General features: G+C 59.3%; 16 protein-coding genes. 14 read left to right on the top strand and 2 right to left on the bottom strand.

Annotated elements, in window-relative coordinates; genetic code table 11:
- Positions 1 to 51 precede the first annotated feature (51 nt).
- The 9 genes from sucC to ACQZ6D_RS24625 all read left to right on the top strand — a co-directional run bounded on the left by sucC (position 52) and on the right by ACQZ6D_RS24625 (position 10504).
- Positions 52 to 1245 carry an ADP-forming succinate--CoA ligase subunit beta gene (sucC, locus tag ACQZ6D_RS24585; RefSeq protein WP_003516725.1) on the top strand — a complete coding sequence of 398 codons (1194 nt, stop codon included), beginning with the start codon at positions 52 to 54 and terminating at the stop codon, positions 1243 to 1245.
- Positions 1246 to 1262: 17 nt separating this feature from the next.
- Positions 1263 to 2165, top strand: a complete 903-nt coding sequence (gene sucD, locus ACQZ6D_RS24590; protein ID WP_003516727.1) for a succinate--CoA ligase subunit alpha — start codon at positions 1263 to 1265, stop codon at positions 2163 to 2165.
- A gap of 176 nt (positions 2166 to 2341) precedes the next feature.
- Complete coding sequence (locus ACQZ6D_RS24595; protein WP_065705226.1) at positions 2342 to 5338, top strand: 2-oxoglutarate dehydrogenase E1 component; 2997 nt, start codon at positions 2342 to 2344, stop codon at positions 5336 to 5338.
- Between the two features lie 53 nt (positions 5339 to 5391).
- Positions 5392 to 6624 (top strand): 2-oxoglutarate dehydrogenase complex dihydrolipoyllysine-residue succinyltransferase, encoded by a 1233-nt coding sequence (odhB, locus tag ACQZ6D_RS24600; protein ID WP_019566052.1) that lies wholly within the window; start codon positions 5392 to 5394, stop codon positions 6622 to 6624.
- Between the two features lie 68 nt (positions 6625 to 6692).
- Positions 6693 to 7106: an MAPEG family protein gene (locus ACQZ6D_RS24605; RefSeq protein ID WP_013636885.1), complete on the top strand. Its 414-nt coding sequence runs from the start codon at positions 6693 to 6695 to the stop codon at positions 7104 to 7106.
- Between the two features lie 14 nt (positions 7107 to 7120).
- Positions 7121 to 7765 carry a LysE family translocator gene (locus ACQZ6D_RS24610; protein ID WP_003516732.1) on the top strand — a complete coding sequence of 215 codons (645 nt, stop codon included), beginning with the start codon at positions 7121 to 7123 and terminating at the stop codon, positions 7763 to 7765.
- Between the two features lie 64 nt (positions 7766 to 7829).
- Complete coding sequence (lpdA, locus tag ACQZ6D_RS24615) at positions 7830 to 9236, top strand: dihydrolipoyl dehydrogenase (protein ID WP_065705228.1); 1407 nt, start codon at positions 7830 to 7832, stop codon at positions 9234 to 9236.
- Positions 9237 to 9348: 112 nt separating this feature from the next.
- Entirely contained in the window at positions 9349 to 9849 is a 501-nt protein-coding gene (locus tag ACQZ6D_RS24620; RefSeq protein WP_448730149.1) for a cytochrome b, read from the top strand.
- A gap of 166 nt (positions 9850 to 10015) precedes the next feature.
- Positions 10016 to 10504: a DUF2867 domain-containing protein gene (locus ACQZ6D_RS24625; protein ID WP_038492351.1), complete on the top strand. Its 489-nt coding sequence runs from the start codon at positions 10016 to 10018 to the stop codon at positions 10502 to 10504.
- On the opposite strand, the gene ACQZ6D_RS24630 is transcribed toward ACQZ6D_RS24625, so the two are convergent.
- Positions 10488 to 11582 (bottom strand): TraB/GumN family protein, encoded by a 1095-nt coding sequence (locus ACQZ6D_RS24630; RefSeq protein WP_065705232.1) that lies wholly within the window; start codon positions 11580 to 11582, stop codon positions 10488 to 10490. The genes ACQZ6D_RS24625 and ACQZ6D_RS24630 overlap by 17 nt on opposite strands.
- Before the next feature lie 80 nt (positions 11583 to 11662).
- Entirely contained in the window at positions 11663 to 12610 is a 948-nt protein-coding gene (locus ACQZ6D_RS24635; protein ID WP_035252387.1) for a tyrosine recombinase XerC, read from the bottom strand.
- A 144-nt stretch (positions 12611 to 12754) separates the two neighbouring features.
- Between ACQZ6D_RS24635 and ACQZ6D_RS24640 the strand changes: the two genes are divergently transcribed.
- The 5 genes from ACQZ6D_RS24640 (at position 12755) to ACQZ6D_RS24660 (ending at position 18701) form a co-directional block, all read left to right on the top strand.
- Positions 12755 to 14971: a primosomal protein N' gene (locus ACQZ6D_RS24640; RefSeq protein WP_065705254.1), complete on the top strand. Its 2217-nt coding sequence runs from the start codon at positions 12755 to 12757 to the stop codon at positions 14969 to 14971.
- Between the two features lie 77 nt (positions 14972 to 15048).
- Positions 15049 to 15435 (top strand): AGROH133_08824 family phage infection protein, encoded by a 387-nt coding sequence (locus ACQZ6D_RS24645; RefSeq protein WP_019566060.1) that lies wholly within the window; start codon positions 15049 to 15051, stop codon positions 15433 to 15435.
- A gap of 261 nt (positions 15436 to 15696) precedes the next feature.
- The gene (locus tag ACQZ6D_RS24650; protein WP_026330904.1) at positions 15697 to 16263 is read left to right on the top strand and encodes a F0F1 ATP synthase subunit delta; all 567 of its coding nucleotides are present in this window, start codon (positions 15697 to 15699) and stop codon (positions 16261 to 16263) included.
- The gene (gene atpA / locus ACQZ6D_RS24655; protein WP_003516747.1) at positions 16263 to 17792 is read left to right on the top strand and encodes a F0F1 ATP synthase subunit alpha; all 1530 of its coding nucleotides are present in this window, start codon (positions 16263 to 16265) and stop codon (positions 17790 to 17792) included. The genes ACQZ6D_RS24650 and atpA overlap by 1 nt, the downstream gene beginning before the upstream one ends.
- Positions 17793 to 17822: 30 nt before the next feature.
- Entirely contained in the window at positions 17823 to 18701 is an 879-nt protein-coding gene (locus ACQZ6D_RS24660; RefSeq protein ID WP_003516748.1) for a F0F1 ATP synthase subunit gamma, read from the top strand.
- Positions 18702 to 18709 lie beyond the last annotated feature (8 nt).

Raw genomic sequence — 18709 nt, forward strand, 5'->3', positions numbered from 1 at the left:
GTCAGATAAGGATGCAGGGCGCTTCAAGCGGCTCCAAACAGGGATTATTCCATGAATATTCACGAATATCAGGCCAAGGCTCTTCTGAAGGGCTATGGTGCGCCGGTCGCTGAAGGCGTCGCCATCCTCAAGGTCGAAGAAGCCGAAGCCGCCGCAAAGCAGCTTCCCGGCCCGCTCTACGTCGTCAAGAGCCAGATTCACGCCGGCGGCCGCGGCAAGGGCAAGTTCAAGGAACTCGGCCCCGACGCCAAGGGTGGCGTTCGTCTCGCAAAGACGATAGAAGAAGTCGTTTCCCACTCGAAGGATATGCTCGGCAACACGCTGGTAACGGCGCAGACGGGCGATGCCGGCAAGCAGGTCAACCGCCTTTACATCGAAGACGGTGCGGACATCGCTCGCGAGCTTTACTGCTCGCTGCTGGTCGATCGCTCGGTCGGTCGCGTTGCTTTCGTGGTTTCCACCGAAGGCGGCATGGATATCGAAGCTGTTGCCCACGACACGCCCGAGAAGATCCACACCATCGCCATCGACCCGGAAAAGGGTGTGAGCGACGCCGACGTTGCCGCGATCTCCAAGGCGCTCGAGCTTGAGGGTGTTGCTGCGGAAGACGCTAAGGCGCTGTTCCCGATCCTCTATAAGGCCTTCAACGAGAAGGACATGGCTCTCCTCGAGGTTAACCCGCTGATCGTCATGGAAAACGGTCATCTGCGCGTTCTCGATGCCAAGATGTCCTTCGACGGCAACGCGCTGTTCCGCCATGACGACGTCAAGGCGCTGCGCGACGAGACCGAAGAAGACGCCAAGGAAATCGAAGCCTCCAAGTGGGACCTCGCTTACGTTGCGCTCGATGGCAACATCGGCTGCATGGTCAATGGTGCCGGTCTCGCCATGGCGACGATGGACATCATCAAGCTTTACGGCAAGGAGCCGGCAAACTTCTGTGACGTCGGCGGCGGCGCCGGCAAGGAGAAGGTTGCTGCAGCTTTCAAGATCATCACTGCTGACCCGAAGGTCGAGGGTATCCTCGTCAACATCTTCGGCGGTATCATGAAGTGCGACGTCATCGCCGAAGGTGTTATCGCCGCGGTGAAGGAAGTCGGTTTGCAGGTTCCGCTCGTTGTTCGCCTCGAAGGCACCAACGTCGAACTTGGCAAGAAGCTCCTGAACGAATCGGGCCTTGCGATTACGGCTGCTGACGACCTGGACGACGCAGCCAAGAAGATCGTCGCGGCGATCAACGGCTAATTGAGGGACCGGAAATAATGTCTATTCTCGTTAATAAAGACACCAAGATCCTCGTTCAGGGTCTGACCGGCAAGACCGGTACCTTCCACACCGAACAGGCGCTTGCTTATTACGGCACGCAGATGGTTGGTGGTATTCACCCGAAGAAGGGTGGCGAAACCTGGACCGGCTCCAAGGGCGAAAGCCTGCCGATCTTCGCAACGGTTGCAGAAGCCAAGGAAAAGACCGGCGCAGACGCATCCGTGATCTATGTTCCGCCGGCAGGTGCAGCCGACGCCATCATCGAAGCCATCGAGGCTGAGATCCCCTTCATCACCTGCATCACCGAAGGTATTCCGGTGATGGACATGGTGCGCGTCAAGGCTCGCCTCGACCGTTCGAACTCGCGCCTGCTCGGTCCCAACTGCCCGGGCATCATGACGCCTGAAGAATGCAAGATCGGCATCATGCCGGGCTCGATCTTCCGCAAGGGTTCGGTCGGTATCGTTTCGCGCTCCGGCACGCTGACCTATGAAGCCGTATTCCAGACATCCAACGAAGGCCTCGGCCAGACGACGGCTGTCGGCATCGGCGGCGACCCGGTCAAGGGCACCGAGTTCATCGACGTCCTGGAAATGTTCCTGGCCGACGAAGCCACGCAGTCGATCATCATGATCGGCGAAATCGGCGGTTCGGCTGAAGAAGATGCGGCACAGTTCCTGATCGACGAAGCCAAGAAGGGCCGCAAGAAGCCGATGGCTGGCTTTATCGCGGGCCGTACGGCTCCGAAGGGCCGCACCATGGGCCACGCCGGCGCTGTCGTTTCCGGCGGCAAGGGCGATGCGGAATCGAAGATCGCGGCAATGGAAGCTGCAGGCATCAAGGTATCGCCTTCCCCGGCGCGCCTCGGCAAGACGCTGGTTGAAGTCCTCAAGGGCTGAGACCACATGAGACCGGTAACGGGCGGTGCGGCTTTAACGCCACGCTGCCCGAAGCCGCAAAGAACGACAGACAGACGGCATGCCGCCCCGGCGGCAGACAGCAATAATCAAGCGGCAGGCCGATAAACGGCCCTAACGGCATCGAGGAGGCGGACGGACAAGTCCGCAAGAACACAATGGCAAGGCAAGAAGCGAACGAGCAGTTTCAGATCACGTCGTTTCTGGACGGCGCGAATGCAGCCTATATCGAGCAGCTCTATGCCCGGTACGAAGAGGATCCATCTTCCGTGTCGCCGGAGTGGCAGAGCTTCTTCAAGGCGTTGTCCGACAATCCGGAAGACGTGAAGAAGGCAGCCAAGGGCGCCTCTTGGAAGCGCTCCAACTGGCCGATCCCGGCAAACGGCGACCTGGTATCCGCGCTTGATGGCAACTGGGCTACGGTCGAGAAGGCCATCGAGAAGAAGGTTCAGGCGAAAGCCGAGGCCAAGAGCGCCGATACCGGCAAGGCCGTCAGCCCAGCCGAAGTGCTTCAGGCGACCCGTGACAGCGTCCGCGCCATCATGATGATCCGCGCCTACCGCATGCGTGGCCATCTGCACGCCAAGCTCGACCCGCTCGGCATCGCTAGCGCCGTTGAGGACTATAACGAGCTTTCGCCGAAGTCCTATGGCTTCGAGGAAAGCGACTACGACCGCAAGATTTTCATCGATAACGTCCTCGGTCTCGAATACGCGACCGTGCGCGAAATGGTCGATATTCTCGAGCGCACCTATTGCTCGACGCTCGGCGTCGAATTCATGCATATGTCCAACCCGGAAGAAAAGGGCTGGATCCAGGAGCGCATCGAAGGTCCTGACAAGGGTGTGGACTTCACGCCGGAAGGCAAGAAGGCCATTCTGTCCAAGCTCGTCGAAGCCGAAGGCTATGAGCAGTTCCTCGACGTGCGTTTCAAGGGTACCAAGCGTTTCGGCCTCGATGGTGGTGAATCGCTGATCCCGGCACTTGAGCAGATCATCAAGCGCGGCGGCCAGGACGGTCTGGAAGAAGTCGTGCTCGGCATGGCTCACCGCGGCCGCCTGAACGTTTTGACCAACGTGATGGGCAAGCCGCACCGCGCCGTGTTCCACGAGTTCAAGGGCGGTTCGTTCAAGCCTGATGACGTCGAAGGTTCCGGTGACGTGAAGTACCATCTCGGTGCCTCCTCAGACCGCGAATTCGACGGCAACAAGGTTCACCTCTCGCTGACGGCCAACCCGTCGCACCTTGAAATCGTCAACCCTGTCGTCATGGGCAAGGCCCGCGCCAAGCAGGACCAGCTTGCCAAGACATGGGACGGCGACATCATTCCGCTGTCGGAACGCGCAAAGGTGCTGCCGCTCCTGTTGCACGGCGACGCCGCTTTTGCGGGTCAGGGCGTGGTTGCCGAAATTCTCGGCCTCTCCGGCCTGCGCGGTCACCGCGTTGCCGGTACCATGCACTTCATCATCAACAACCAGATCGGCTTCACGACGAACCCGGCCTTCTCGCGCTCGTCGCCCTATCCGTCCGACGTTGCCAAGATGATCGAGGCGCCGATCTTCCACGTTAACGGTGATGATCCGGAAGCGGTGGTTTATGCGGCAAAGGTTGCAACCGAATACCGCATGAAGTTCCACAAGCCTGTCGTCATCGACATGTTCTGTTACCGTCGCTTCGGCCATAACGAAGGCGACGAGCCTGCGTTCACGCAGCCGAAGATGTACAAGGTCATCCGTGGCCACAAGACTGTTGCCCGCATCTATGCTGACCGCCTGATTGCGGAAGGCCTGATCACCGAAGGCGATTTCGAGAAGATCAAGGCCGATTGGCGCGCCCATCTCGAGCAGGAGTTCGAGGCAGGCCAGTCCTACAAGCCGAACAAGGCCGACTGGCTGGATGGTCAGTGGTCCGGTCTGCGCGCCGCCGACAATGCCGATGAGCAGCGTCGTGGCAAGACCGGCGTGCCGATGAAGCAGCTGAAGGAAATCGGCAAGAAGCTGTCGACCATTCCGGAAGGCTTCAGCGCACACCGCACGATCCAGCGCTTCATGGAAAACCGTGCTCAGATGGTCGAGACCGGCGAGGGGCTGGACTGGGCGATGGCTGAGGCTCTGGCCTTCGGTTCGCTGGTCGTAGACGGCCACAAGATTCGTCTGTCCGGTCAGGACTGCGAACGCGGCACCTTCTCGCAGCGCCACTCGGTTCTCTATGATCAGGAGACTGAAGAGCGTTACATCCCGCTTGCCAATCTTTCGCCGACGCAGGCCCGTTACGAAGTCATCAACTCGATGCTTTCGGAAGAAGCGGTTCTTGGTTTCGAATATGGCTATTCGCTTGCCCGCCCGAATGCACTGACGCTCTGGGAAGCCCAGTTCGGCGACTTCGCCAACGGAGCCCAGGTGGTATTCGACCAGTTCATCTCTTCGGGTGAACGCAAGTGGCTGCGCATGTCCGGTCTCGTCTGCCTCCTGCCGCATGGTTATGAAGGTCAGGGTCCGGAACATTCGTCCGCCCGTCTGGAACGCTGGTTGCAGATGTGCGCCGAGGACAACATGCAGGTTGCCAACGTTACGACGCCGGCTAACTACTTCCATATCCTGCGCCGCCAGATGAAGCGTGACTTCCGCAAGCCGCTCATCCTGATGACGCCGAAGTCCCTGCTGCGTCACAAGCGCGCCACCTCGTCGCTTGCGGAGCTTGCAGGCGAGTCCTCCTTCCACCGTCTCCTGTGGGACGATGCGGAGGTCATCAAGGATGGTCCGATCAAGCTGCAGAAGGATTCGAAGATCCGCCGCGTCGTCATGTGCACGGGCAAGGTCTATTACGATCTGCTCGAGGAGCGTGAAAAGCGCGGTATCGACGACATCTACCTGCTGCGTGTCGAACAGCTCTATCCGTTCCCGGCCAAGGCGCTCATCAACGAGCTTTCCCGTTTCCGTAACGCGGAAATGGTGTGGTGCCAGGAAGAGCCGAAGAACATGGGTGCGTGGTCGTTCATCGATCCTTACCTTGAATGGGTTCTGGCGCATATCGACGCCAAGTACCAGAAGGTCCGTTACACGGGCCGTCCGGCTGCCGCCTCTCCGGCGACCGGCCTGATGTCCAAGCATCTGGCGCAGCTTGCTGCGTTCCTGGAAGACGCGCTGGGAGAGTGAGAACTCTCCCGCATCGCCCCGCAAAAAAGACACCCGAATAACGGAACTAGATCATGGCCACTGAAATCCGCGTACCAACCCTCGGCGAATCCGTCAGCGAAGCGACCGTCGGCACCTGGTTCAAGAAGGTCGGCGATACCGTCAAGGCCGACGAACCTCTCGTTGAACTCGAAACCGACAAGGTTACCGTCGAAGTTCCGGCGCCCGCCTCCGGCGTGCTGACCGAAATCGTCGTGCAGAACGGCGAAACCGTCGGTCTCGACGCCCTTCTCGGCCAGATCGCCGAAGGTGCTGCCGGCGCTGCAACTTCTGCACCCGCAGCAAAGCCTGCTGCGCCTGCTGCTGCACCGGCACCTGCCGCAGCCGTGGCCGCCGCTCCGGCTGGAAGCGCCATGCCGCCGGCACCTGCCGCCGGCAAGCTGCTCGCTGAAAACAACCTTTCCGCCGATCAGGTCGACGGTTCGGGCAAGCGTGGCCAGGTTCTGAAGGGCGACGTTCTCGCCGCTGTTGCCAAGGGTGTTTCGGCACCTGCCGCCGCTCCAGTCGCTGCTGCTGCTCCCCGTCCGGTTTCGGCCGAGCAGGATCAGGTTCGCGAAGAGCGCGTCAAGATGACCCGCCTGCGCCAGACGATCGCACGTCGCCTCAAGGATGCACAGAACACGGCCGCCATGCTGACCACCTATAACGAGGTGGACATGAGCGCCGTCATGGATTTGCGCAACCGCTACAAGGACGTTTTCGAGAAGAAGCACGGCGTCAAGCTGGGCTTCATGGGCTTCTTCACGAAGGCCGTGACCCACGCGCTGAAGGAACTGCCCGCGGTTAACGCTGAAATCGACGGCACGGACATCATCTACAAGAACTATTGTCACGTCGGCATGGCTGTCGGCACCGACAAGGGTCTCGTCGTTCCGGTCATTCGCGATGCCGACCAGCTCTCCATCGCTGGTGTCGAAAAGGAACTCGGCCGTCTCGCCAAGGCAGCGCGCGACGGTTCGCTCGGCATGGCCGACATGCAGGGCGGCACCTTCACCATCACCAATGGTGGCGTCTACGGCTCGCTGATGTCCTCGCCGATCCTTAATGCGCCGCAGTCGGGCATCCTAGGCATGCACAAGATCCAGGAGCGTCCGGTCGCCATCGGTGGTCAGGTCGTCATCCGTCCGATGATGTATCTTGCGCTCTCCTACGATCACCGTATCGTTGACGGCAAGGAAGCCGTGACCTTCCTCGTTCGCGTCAAGGAAAGCCTCGAAGATCCGGAACGTCTGGTTCTCGATCTCTGATCGGTCTTGCTTTTCGTTTCAGCGGGGTTTCAAGTCGATCCCGCTGAAATGCCATCAGGAGAGCGAAAGTGCAGCCGACATTTCTTGCCGCGTCACCCTTTTTGCCGCTGATCGGGCTCAGCGTCCTGCTGCTGGCCGCCCACATTGCGCTGCAGGGAATGACGGCAACGCGGGAATTCGGGCTGGACTGGAATGCCGGTCCGCGGGATGCTGAAAAGAAGCCGCAGGGCAGGGTTGCCGGACGCGCCGCGCGTGCCTCGGCGAATTTTCGCGAGACCTATCCCGCTTTCATTGCGCTCGCCTTCGGTGTCATCATGGCCGGCGATCCGTCCGGGCTGGCCTTCACCGGCGCTTTGATCTGGCTGATCTGCCGGGTGGTCTATATTCCACTTTATCTCGCTGGTGTGCCCTATATCCGCTCGCTGGTCTGGCTCGGTTCGATGCTCGGTCTTGGGCTGATGCTTTTCGTGTTGATGTTTTAGAGGTTGATTTTCCCATGCATCAGTATCTGATCGAACTTGCATCCCTGATGGCGATCTTCTTTTTCGCGATCGTTTCTCCCGGCGCGGATCTGGCGATGGTCATGCGTCAGGCCATGGTGCATGGGCGCAAGCAGGCCATCATCACCAGCTTCGGTGTTGGCACATCCCTGATGTTCCACGTCACCTATACGATCCTTGGACTTGGTCTCATCATTTCCCAGTCGATATATCTCTTTAACATCGTCAAGTGGTTGGGTGTCGCCTATCTGATCTATATCGGCATCAAGGCGCTGCGCGCAGGCAAGACCGAATTGCCGGCTGCGGAAGGCGAAGATGGCGTTCGGGCAAGAAGCGGCCAGACTGCATTGAAGGCCTTCACGCTCGGTTTTGCCGCCAACGCGCTTAACCCCAAACCGGTGTTTTTCTTCCTGTCGATCTTTTCGACGGTGGTTCACGCGCATACGCCTGTTGGCATTAAGTTCGGATATGGGCTCGTCATGGCAAGCTGCCTTATCCTGTGGTTCGTCGGCGTCAGCCTGTTCATGACGACACCTCGCATGCGCGCAGCTTTTCAGCGCGCCAGCCAATGGATCGACCGCACCAGTGGCGTGGTCTTCATCGCTCTCGGTATAAAACTCGCAACGGAAAAAGCGGCCTGAGTTTCAGGTCAAACGGAAGCAGGGCGGTTCAAAATCCTGCCCGCAATCAATCAGGAACAGAAACATGGCATATGATGTAGTGGTAATCGGTACGGGTCCCGGCGGTTATGTTTGCGCGGTCAAGGCGGCACAGCTTGGCTTGAAGGTCGCAGTGATCGAAAAGCGCGCGACCTATGGCGGCACCTGCCTCAATGTCGGCTGCATTCCTTCCAAGGCATTGCTGCACGCTTCCGAAACCTTCGCGCATGTGGCCCATGGCGTTGATACGCTTGGTATCGAAGTCGCCGCTCCGAAGCTGAACCTCGAGAAGATGATGGGGCACAAGGACAGCGTGGTGAAAGCCAATGTCGACGGCGTTGCCTTCCTGTTCAAGAAGAACAAGATCGATGCCTTCCAGGGCACAGGCAAGGTTGTATCCGCCGGCAAGGTCTCCGTCACCAATGACAAGGGCGAGAGCCAGGAAATCGAAGCCAAGAACATCGTCATCGCCACCGGTTCTGATGTTGCTGGTATTCCCGGCGTCGAGGTGGATATCGATGAAAGCGTCATCGTTTCCTCCACCGGCGCGATTGCGCTCTCCAAGGTTCCGGAAAAGCTCATCGTGGTGGGCGGCGGTGTCATCGGCCTCGAGCTTGGTTCGGTCTGGTCGCGTCTTGGCGCGAAGGTCACCGTCGTCGAATATCTCGACACCATTCTCGGCGGCATGGATAGCGAAGTCTCCAAGCAGGCTCAGCGTCTGCTCGCCAAGCAGGGTCTCGATTTCAAGCTCGGTGCCAAGGTGACGGGCGTTGAAAAGACGGGAACCGGCGCAAAGGTGGTGTTCGAGCCGGTCAAGGGTGGCGCGGCTGAAACGCTGGAAGCCAACGTTGTGCTGATCTCCACCGGTCGCAAGCCCTACACCGAGGGTCTCGGCCTTGCGGAAGCCGGTGTCGTGCTCGACAGCCGCGGCCGTGTCGAAATCGACGGCCACTTCAAGACCAATGTGGATGGCATCTACGCCATCGGCGACGTGGTGAAGGGCCCGATGTTGGCACATAAGGCGGAAGACGAGGGCGTCGCTCTTGCGGAAATTCTTGCCGGCCAGCGCGGCCATGTGAACTACGATGTCATTCCGGCCGTGGTCTATACGCAGCCGGAAGTCGCTTCCGTCGGCAAGACGGAAGAAGAACTGAAGGCCGCTGGTGTCGCCTACAAGGTCGGCAAGTTCCCCTTCACCGCCAATGGTCGCGCCCGCGCCATGCAGGTGACTGATGGGTTCGTGAAGATCCTCGCTGACAAGGAAACCGACCGGGTTCTCGGCGGCCATATCGTTGGTTTCGGCGCTGGCGAAATGATCCACGAGATCACCGTGCTCATGGAATTCGGTGGTTCCTCGGAAGATCTCGGCCGTACCTGCCATGCGCATCCGACCATGTCGGAAGCGGTGAAGGAAGCGGCGCTGGCAACTTTCTTCAAGCCGATCCATATGTGATTGTAGCCAATATTAAATTTCAGCCATAAAGCGAACCCCGGCTTGCAATGCAGGCCGGGGTTCAGCATATTTGCGCCATAGCCTGTCTAACCTTTTGATAAAAGGCAATAAAATGGCGTCCTCTACTCAAGTTTCCTTCTCCGCTCCGCAGCGTATCCTTCACTGGACGATGGCGCTTCTGATCTTCTTCAACCTTCTGTTTCCAGATGGCATGGCCCATGCGTATCGGTTGATGCGGCGGGGTGAAACGCTGACGCCGGACCAGATCTCCTCGGCCAATATTCACGCGTATGTCGGCTTTGCCGTCCTGTCCCTTGCGGTTCCGCGCCTCTGTCTGCGGTTTTTCCAGGGGGTGCCGCCGCATCCCGCCAATGAACCGCGCGCTTCTCAAATCGCCGCGAAGGTCGCGCATTTCACCTTTTACGCGCTGTTTTTTGCCCTGCCATTGTCGGGCATTGCGGCCTATTATTTCGGCGCGCGAGTAGCAGGAGAATTGCATTCCGGGCCGTTCAAGGGGCTGATGTGGGTGTTGATCGCCGGCCACGTCGCCGCAGTTCTGGTTCACCAGTTCTACTGGCGCACCAATGTTTTGAAGCGTATGACGCACGGCTAAAGCACTACGCTTTTCCAAAAGTGAAAACGCTCCATGTGTCTGTCTCTTCGTATTTTCTGAAGCTAAACCCGCTCGAATTGCCATTAGCGGCGGTTTGTCACGTTCCCGGATGATCGGAAATAGTGATGATGAGCCTCGCCACACAAGGCGGCAATGAGGTTATGGGATGCGGGATAGCGAAGACATATTGCCGGGCGCGGACTGGCGGGATTGCTTTGAAGGAGAGATGGTGACGGCCGCATCGAGTTCACTCGACGTGAGCAGACTTCTCCTCGATCATCCTCCGGCATGGATCAGCGGCCTTATGGCGCTTCGAAACCGTCTCGTATCGCTTTTCGGTCTCAGAACGGTCGAGCTGGCGGCGGGTACTTCGGCGGGCGGATTTCCCGTGCTGTCGTCTACTGCGGACCGGACAGTGCTCGGCTTTGACGACAACCATCTCGATTTCCGTATCGTCGTCGATGTGGAACAGGAGCCTGGTCGGCAGATCGTGAAGGTCACGACTATCGTCCGGCGCAAGAACCTGTTCGGGCGTCTCTATCTTTTCGTCGTCGGTCCGTTTCATCGTCGCATCGTGCCGGCGACGATGCGGCCGTTTTGCGCCAATGTCCGCCCCGTCAAGGCCGGAGACGAGTGGATCAGTCGACCCGTGTGAGGGTAAAGCCCTGCGCACGCAGGAGTTCAATTACGCCTTCTTCGCCCGGCAGGTGCAAAGCGCCGACGGCCATGAAGACATTGCCTTTGGCAAGCTCAGGGGCCGATCGCTCCGCCATGACGTGGTTGCGATCGGTGATGATGCGTTGCTCGAAGGCGGCGTAGCCCTGGTCATTTTCAGACGCTTTCTTGGGATCGATGCTCTTCAGCATGGGCATGGTCATGCCGATGTCACCGCTGACATAAAGATCGGTCATGGTCGTCATGATGTCGTCCATGCGGTCGCCCAATTCGAGCGTTTCGATCAGCGCCTGCAGATGAAATTCCATTGGCAGCTCAGACATGGCCGCAAGCTGCTCCACCATGGTCTCCAGCCCGACAAGGTGCTTTCCATCCGCGACCGCATCTTCAGCGAGCTTCTTATCCAGGAAAGACAGGCCTGTGGCCTTGCGGGCAAATTCGCAGGCGGGAAGGGCGACGAAACTCGACAGCATCCATGGCTTCATGCGCGAAACGGCACTCAGCGGAATGCCGCGCTCCTTAAGACCCTTTTCAAGGCGTGCGACATTTTCGGGTGACAGGATGTCGGTGATCGACTTGCCGTCCAGAAACATGGTGAGGTCGGGTCTTGTCAGCAGCGATGCCGCAATTTTCTTGTCATCGACGATTTCGTCCGATTCCACGATGACCGTCGCGGCTTTTTCAAATGCGGGTGTTGCGGCCGCTGGCATGCCAAGAACACGTGGATCGGTGACATGCATGGTGCCGAGAAGAAAGGACGGTGCCGTTCCAGCTTTTTCGATGCGCCAGAAGTTGCCCTTGCCGTTCGGTATAGCTGCCGCTTCCTGTTCGATCTTCGCGAAGCTCTGCGGGTCGCTCTTGCGCATCTCCACGAGAATATCGCTGCCCGTGCAGCTTATCTCCTGTTCGGCGGCTTGCGCCTCACCCAACGATAGCAACGTCGCGAAGAGGATTGCGACAGCAGTGACGTGCAGCGCGGCGAGCAACCAGAGCAGGGTGTCGCCGGTCTTGCCCATCAGGGTGGCGGTGAGATTTTGTGGCTTTATCAGGCTTTGCATAGGTACCATCCGGTTCTAGTCCACTTATAGAACGGCGGCTTGGACGTCTGATTAATGACTATGGTTAAGCATTTCCTGCTTCATGCGCGCGGGTGGGCATTATCGTAGATTTCCAGCAATCTTGCGGTATCGACGCCGGTATAGATCTGCGTGGTGGAGAGGCTGGCATGGCCGAGCAGTTCCTGAATGGTGCGCAGGTCGCCGCCGCCGGCCAATAGATGGGTGGCGAAGGAGTGGCGCAGCGCATGCGGTGTGGCGTTTTCCGGCAGGCCGAAAGCGCCACGCAACTTCTGCATCTCGCGCTGGATGATGGCAGGTTGCAGCTTGCCGCCGCGCGCGCCGAGGAATAGCGGCTGGTCGGCAGCCAGATGATAGGGGCAGAGCTTTTTGTAGGCCTCAACCGCTTCCGTTACCACCGCCAGCAAAGGCACCATCCGGGTCTTGTTGCCTTTGCCGGTGATGCGAAGGCTGCGGGCGTCGGGCGTGAAATCGGCCGGAGCCAGCCCGAGCGCCTCGGAGATGCGAAGACCGCAGCCATAAAGAAGCGAGAGAACCGCAGCGTTACGGGCGGCAATCCACGGCTCTTCATTCAATTGCGCCTCGGTGGTGGTTATTTTCAGCGCCTGCCGGTCCGTCAGCGGTTTCGGCAGAGATTTCGGCTGTTTCGGCGAGCGCATGGCGGTGGCCCCGGCCGCATTCACCAGACCTTTCTTTTGCAGATAGTGCAGAAAGGAACGCAGGCCCGCCAGATGCCGCCCCAGCGAGCGTGCGCCGGCGCCTTCCCTGCGACGACTGGCCAGAAAGGCGCGAAGATCGACCGGGCGCAGATCGGCGATATCGGCGATTGAAGCTGGCTTGCCGATATAGCCGGTGAGGAATGTCAAAAACTGGCGAGTGTCGCGCTCGTAGGCCTCGACGGTATTGTCCGCAAGGCGGCGTTCACCGGCAATCGCGGCAAGCCAGGATTGGCGCTCGTTCAAGAGATCGGGTGTGGCAAAAGTCAGAATTTCGGTCACGGGGCGCTCCATTCCTCTCCCAACGCTATGCCCTTATGGTCAGTATTTGGTTAAGGCTTGCGCCTGGGTTTTGCATCTGGCGTGGACTTTACCGGGGTCTGCCATTACATCCGGGCGGTTTCCTTTTTCATTCCGCCGGGGCATGTTCGCCACATCATGGCAAAAGATTCGTCCGATCTGTTTGGGGCTCTGTTCGACCCGCCGTCGCTCACGCGCACGGTGCCCGTTCTCGTGCCGATGCCGGCGCCTGGACCCTACAGTTATGCCGTGCCTGACGATATGGTGGTGGAGACCGGCTCCATCGTTCAGGTGCCGCTTGGACCACGGCAGGTCTTCGGCGTGGTGTGGGACGATGCAGGAGAGAAGAGCGTCGATCCGAAAAAGCTGCGGCCCATCACCAAGAGTTTCGAGTGCCCGCCGCTGAAAGCGGAAATGCGGCGCTTCATCGACTGGGTTGCCGCTTACACGCTTTCTCCGCCCGGCCTTGTGGCGCGCATGGCCCTACGCGCCCCCGCCGCCTTCGATCCCGAACCTATGATCGAGGGGCTGCGGCTGACCGAAGGCAGGCCGGAGCGGCTTACTCCCGCCCGCGAGAGAGTGATGGAACTGGCGGCCGAGGGCCATGGCTGGACGAAGAGTGGCCTTGCCCATGCCGCCGGCGTTTCTACCAGCGTTGTCGATGGTCTGGTCAAGCAGGGCGTATTCGAGACGGTATTTCTGCCCGCGCCGCCCGTTGTGGCCGAGCCTGATCCTGACTATGCCGAGCCGCGACTGGAAGGCCCGCAGAAACAGGCGGCATCGGAAATTCTCGAGGATGTGCGCAAGGGTGGTTTCCATGTTTCACTGATTGATGGTGTGACCGGCTCCGGCAAAACCGAGGTCTATTTCGAGGCGGTGGCGGAAACGCTGCGACAAGGCAAGCAGGTTCTCATCCTGTTGCCGGAAATCGCGCTGACGGCGGCCTTCCTGGATCGCTTTCACGACCGCTTCGGCGCTAAGCCGGCGGAATGGCATTCTGACCTGTCGCCGCGCATGCGCGAAAAGGTCTGGCGACAGGCGGTGACGGGTGAGGTGAAGGTGGTGGCCGGCGCGCGCTCGGCGCTGTTCCTTCCCTTCGACAATCTCGGCCTCATCATCGTCGATGAGGAGCATGACCCGGCCTACAAGCAGGAAGACCGCGTCTTTTACAACGCCCGCGACATGGCGGTCGTCAGAGCCCGGATCGGGGATTTCCCGGTGGTGCTGGTCTCCGCCACGCCGTCAGTGGAAAGCCAGGTCAACGGCAGTTCTGGCCGCTATAACACCATCCATCTGCATACGCGCTTCGGCGATGCGGCGATGCCCGATCTGCATCTGATCGATATGCGTCGCCATCCGCCGGAAAGGGGAGGGTTTCTTTCGCCGGTTCTCCTGCGCGGCATCGGCAAAACCATCGAAAAGGGCGAGCAGTCCCTGCTCTTTCTCAATCGTCGCGGTTACGCGCCGCTGACGCTCTGCCGGGTCTGCGGTCACCGTTTCCAGTGCCCGCAATGTTCGAGCTGGCTGGTGGAGCACCGGTTCCGCAATCAACTGCAATGCCACCAGTGCGGTCACAACGAGCCGACGCCGGACCATTGCCCGGAATGCGGCACCTTCGATCATCTGGTGGCCTGCGGGCCTGGGGTAGAGCGGATCGCCGAGGAGGTGGAGAAACACTTTCCCGAGGCCCGCACCATCGTGCTCTCCTCTGACCTGATGGGCGTCAAGCGGCTGCGTCTGGAGCTGGAGGCGATCGTCAAGGGAGAGGCGGACATCGTCATCGGCACGCAGCTGGTTGCCAAGGGGCACAACTTCCCCCTTATGACGCTTGTCGGTATTGTCGACGCCGATCTCGGGCTTGCCAATGGCGATCCGCGCGCAGCGGAGCGAACGTTCCAGCTGCTCTCGCAGGTGACCGGTCGCGCCGGGCGAACCGGGCTGAAAAGCCACGGCCTGTTGCAAACCTATCAGCCGCAACACCCTGTTATGCAGGCAATCGTCTCCGGCGATGCATCTGCCTTTTACGAAAGGGAGATCGTGGAGCGGGAAAAAGCCGTTCTTCCGCCTTTCGGACGGCTTGCCTCAATCATCGTTTCCGCCGATACGCGTGCGGAGGCCGAAACCCATGCGCGGGGTTTAAGGGCAGCAGCACCGCAGGTTACGGGCATCATGCTGCTCGGCCCGGCGGAAGCGCCGCTGGCGCTTATCCGTGGCCGGCACCGTTTTCGCCTGCTGGTGCATGGTCGGCGCAATTCCGACATGCAATCCTTCCTTCGAACGCTTATGGCCAATGGCCCGAAGGAACGCGGCAGCGTGCATGTGCAGCTCGATATCGATCCGCAAAGTTTCCTTTGAACTTTATCAATGGGGACGTTTTCCCGCTGTCATGACCGTGTCATAACGCAGCAGGCAAAAATGATTTGGGGAACGAGATGGAGTTTTATTTTCCCGCCGAATTCGGCGAGCAGCTGGCCTTCGGCGCTGCGGTGGTGTCGGTCGTGATCGGCCTCTTTTTCATGTTTGCACCAGGCGTTACTCTGCGTGCCTTCGGTCTGCAGGCGATCGGCGAGCGCCGGGATGGTTACGCGCTTGTGCGCTCGTCGCTTGCCGGTTTTTATCTCGGCCTCGGTGCTTCCGCCCTGCTTCTGGCGCAGCCCATGGTCTATCTCGCCTTCGGTGCGGCTTTCGGTCTCAGCGTGTTCGGCGGCATTCTCTCCATTCTCTCGGATGGAGGCGCAACAGTGCGGAATTTCATACTTCTGGTTGTACACCTTCTGTTGTCTGCACTGTCGTTGAGCTACGTGTTCGGACTGGTCTGAGACGGGCTTTTTGGCTTTTGTGCCGCACCTGCGGCGCATCCTGGGCGGAATCGGAAAATTTAAACGCATTCCCCCTTGCCCAAACGGCGCTTTCCGCTATTACGCGTGTTGCGAGTCCCGGCGTCCTATGCTAGACGGACCGCGAAATTGGGAAAAGGCAGGGGGGAATTCCGGTCTTTTTCGGGGAAATTGAAACGATTTCAAGAATTTGATGCGGAGGATCCCCCTCGCTGATGTTCTTGGACGATTAGCAGGGAAAAAGTGCCCGTGGCAGATACCTCCCATGGAACATCCGGTGTAGCCGAAAGGTATGCATCGTCGCTTTTCGAGCTTGCTTTGGAAGCGGGTGCGGTCGAGGCAGTTGGAGCCGATCTGGACAGGTTCGGCGCACTTCTCGATGAAAGTGACGATTTGAAGCGTCTGGTTGCGAGCCCGGTGTTTTCCGCCGAGGATCAGTTCAAGGCAATCACCGCAATCTGCGAGAAGGCCGGTATTGCCGGTCTTGCTGTCAATTTCCTCAAGGTCGTTGCGAATAACCGCCGTCTGTTTGCCGTTCCCGGCATGATCCGCGCCTATCGCTCCATTGCTGCTGCCCATCGCGGCGAAATTACCGCCGAGGTCACCTCGGCACATGCGCTCGACGAAGCGCAAGAAACTGAACTGAAGGCGGCGCTGAAGAGCGTTACCGGCAAGGATGTGACGGTTTCCGTTACCGTTGATCCTTCGATCCTCGGTGGCCTGATCGTCAAGGTTGGTTCTCGCCAGATCGATACGTCTCTTCGCACCAAACTTTCCACCCTTAAGCTTGCACTGAAAGAGGTTGGCTGATGGATATCCGCGCCGCGGAAATTTCCGCAATTCTGAAAGATCAAATCAAAAATTTCGGCAACGAGGCGGAAGTCTCGGAAGTCGGTCAGGTGCTTTCCGTCGGTGACGGTATCGCCCGCGTCTATGGTCTCGACAATGTTCAGGCCGGCGAAATGGTCGAGTTTCCTGGCGGCGTTCGCGGCATGGCGCTCAACCTCGAAGCCGACAACGTCGGTGTGGTTATCTTCGGTTCCGACCGTGCCATCAAGGAAGGCGACACCGTAAAGCGGACTGGCGCTATCGTTGACGTTCCGGTCGGTCCGGAACTGCTCGGCCGCGTCGTTGACGCCCTCGGCAACCCGATCGACGGTAAAGGCCCGATCAACGCCGCCAAGCGTTCGCGCGTTGACGTCAAGGCTCCCGGCATCATTCCGCGTAAGTCGGTTCATGAGCCGATGTCGACCGGCCTCAAGGCTATCGACGCCCTCATCCCGGTTGGCCGCGGCCAGCGCGAGCTCGTCATCGGCGACCGCCAGACCGGCAAGACCGCGATCATTCTCGACGCGATCCTGAACCAGAAGGCCATTCACGACAATGGTCCGGAAGGCGACAAGCTTTATTGCGTCTACGTTGCTATCGGCCAGAAGCGTTCGACCGTTGCCCAGTTCGTAAAGGTTCTGGAAGAGCGCGGCGCCCTGCAGTATTCGATCATCATTGCTGCCACGGCTTCCGACCCGGCTCCGATGCAGTACCTTGCACCGTTTGCCGGTTGCGCCATGGGCGAATACTTCCGTGATAACGGCAAGCACGCCCTCATCGGTTATGACGACCTTTCCAAGCAGGCCGTTGCTTACCGTCAGATGTCGCTTCTGCTGCGCCGTCCTCCGGGCCGCGAAGCTTATCCGGGCGACGTCTTCTACCTTCACTCCCGTCTTCTGGAGCGCGCTGCAAAGCTCTCCGACGAAATGGGTGCTGGCTCTCTGACGGCTCTGCCTGTCATCGAAACCCAGGGCAACGACGTTTCGGCCTTCATTCCGACCAACGTGATCTCGATCACCGACGGTCAGATCTTCCTTGAAACCGACCTGTTCTACCAGGGTATCCGTCCGGCCGTTAACGTCGGCCTGTCGGTTTCGCGCGTTGGCTCTGCCGCCCAGATCAAGGCGATGAAGCAGGTCGCCGGTTCGATCAAGGGTGAACTTGCCCAGTATCGCGAAATGGCCGCCTTCGCCCAGTTCGGCTCGGACCTTGACGCTTCCACGCAGCGCCTGCTTAACCGCGGTGCCCGCCTGACCGAGCTTCTGAAGCAGCCGCAGTTCTCTCCGCTCAAGACGGAAGAGCAGGTCGCGGTGATCTTCGCCGGTGTCAACGGTTATCTCGACAAGATTCCGGTCGCGCAGGTCGGCAAGTTCGAGCAGGGTCTGCTCTCCTACCTCCGCTCGGAAGGCAAGGCGATCCTCGACACCATCCGCACGGAAAAGGCAATCAGCGACGATACCAAGAGCAAGCTCAAGGGCGCTCTTGATAGCTTCGCGAAGTCTTTCTCGTAATTAGGGCTCTTTTACTCGGACGGATAACGGATGCCTTCACTAAAGGATCTGAAAAACCGCATTGCCTCCGTAAAGGCGACGCAGAAGATTACCAAGGCGATGAAAATGGTCGCCGCGGCGAAGCTTCGGCGCGCCCAGGAAGCTGCGGAGGCCGCCCGGCCTTATTCTCAGCGCATGGGCGCCGTTCTTGCCAACATCGCCAAGGCGGTAGAGGCGGACGTCGCTCCGGCGCTGATGACCGGCACCGGCAAGGACAACGTGCATCTGCTCGTTGTCTGCACGGCTGAACGTGGTCTTTGCGGCGGTTTCAACTCGCAGATTTCCCGTTTTGCCCGCGATCAAGCCCGCAAGCTGATTTCCGAAGGCAAAACGGTCAAGATCATCACGGTCGGCAAGAAGGGTTACGACAGCCTTCGTCGCGAATTCGCAGCTAATATCATCGAGCGTATCGAACTGCGCGAAGTGAAGAAGGTCGGTTTCGAAAACGCCGACCAGATCGCCAAGAAGGTGATCTCCCTGTTCAATGCGGGTGAATTTGACGTCTGCACGCTGATCTACTCGGAATTCAAGTCCGTCATCAGCCAGATCCCGACCGGTCTGCAGCTTATTCCTGCCGCAGTCCCTGTTGTGGAAGAGGTTGAGGCAACGCAGAGCGCCGTCTACGAATATGAGCCTGATGCGGCTTCTATTCTGGAAGACCTTATTCCGCGCAACATTTCGGTTCAGGTTTTCCGGGCTCTGCTCGAAAACGTTGCCGGTGAAATGGGCGCCAAGATGAGCGCGATGGACAACGCAACGCGCAATGCCGGTGATATGATCAACAAGCTGACGCTTTCCTACAACCGTCAGCGTCAGGCTCAGATCACCAAGGAACTCATTGAAATCATTTCGGGCGCGGAAGCGCTCTGAGGTAAGGA

The sequence above is a fragment of the Agrobacterium sp. 22-3639C2 genome, assembly GCF_053522105.1.

Excerpts from the sequence above, each read along its gene's own strand:
- ACQZ6D_RS24635 (WP_035252387.1), bottom strand. The coding sequence starts at position 12,610 with ATGGAGCGCCCCGTGACCGAAATTCTGACTTTTGCCACACCCGATCTC.
- atpA (WP_003516747.1), top strand. The coding sequence starts at position 16,263 with ATGGATATCCGCGCCGCGGAAATTTCCGCAATTCTGAAAGATCAAATC.
- ACQZ6D_RS24620 (WP_448730149.1), top strand. The coding sequence starts at position 9,349 with ATGGCGTCCTCTACTCAAGTTTCCTTCTCCGCTCCGCAGCGTATCCTT.
- odhB (WP_019566052.1), top strand. The coding sequence starts at position 5,392 with ATGGCCACTGAAATCCGCGTACCAACCCTCGGCGAATCCGTCAGCGAA.
- ACQZ6D_RS24610 (WP_003516732.1), top strand. The coding sequence starts at position 7,121 with ATGCATCAGTATCTGATCGAACTTGCATCCCTGATGGCGATCTTCTTT.
- ACQZ6D_RS24640 (WP_065705254.1), top strand. The coding sequence starts at position 12,755 with ATGGCAAAAGATTCGTCCGATCTGTTTGGGGCTCTGTTCGACCCGCCG.
- ACQZ6D_RS24625 (WP_038492351.1), top strand. The coding sequence starts at position 10,016 with ATGCGGGATAGCGAAGACATATTGCCGGGCGCGGACTGGCGGGATTGC.
- ACQZ6D_RS24595 (WP_065705226.1), top strand. The coding sequence starts at position 2,342 with ATGGCAAGGCAAGAAGCGAACGAGCAGTTTCAGATCACGTCGTTTCTG.
- lpdA (WP_065705228.1), top strand. The coding sequence starts at position 7,830 with ATGGCATATGATGTAGTGGTAATCGGTACGGGTCCCGGCGGTTATGTT.
- sucC (WP_003516725.1), top strand. The coding sequence starts at position 52 with ATGAATATTCACGAATATCAGGCCAAGGCTCTTCTGAAGGGCTATGGT.
- sucD (WP_003516727.1), top strand. The coding sequence starts at position 1,263 with ATGTCTATTCTCGTTAATAAAGACACCAAGATCCTCGTTCAGGGTCTG.
- ACQZ6D_RS24645 (WP_019566060.1), top strand. The coding sequence starts at position 15,049 with ATGGAGTTTTATTTTCCCGCCGAATTCGGCGAGCAGCTGGCCTTCGGC.
- ACQZ6D_RS24630 (WP_065705232.1), bottom strand. The coding sequence starts at position 11,582 with ATGCAAAGCCTGATAAAGCCACAAAATCTCACCGCCACCCTGATGGGC.
- ACQZ6D_RS24660 (WP_003516748.1), top strand. The coding sequence starts at position 17,823 with ATGCCTTCACTAAAGGATCTGAAAAACCGCATTGCCTCCGTAAAGGCG.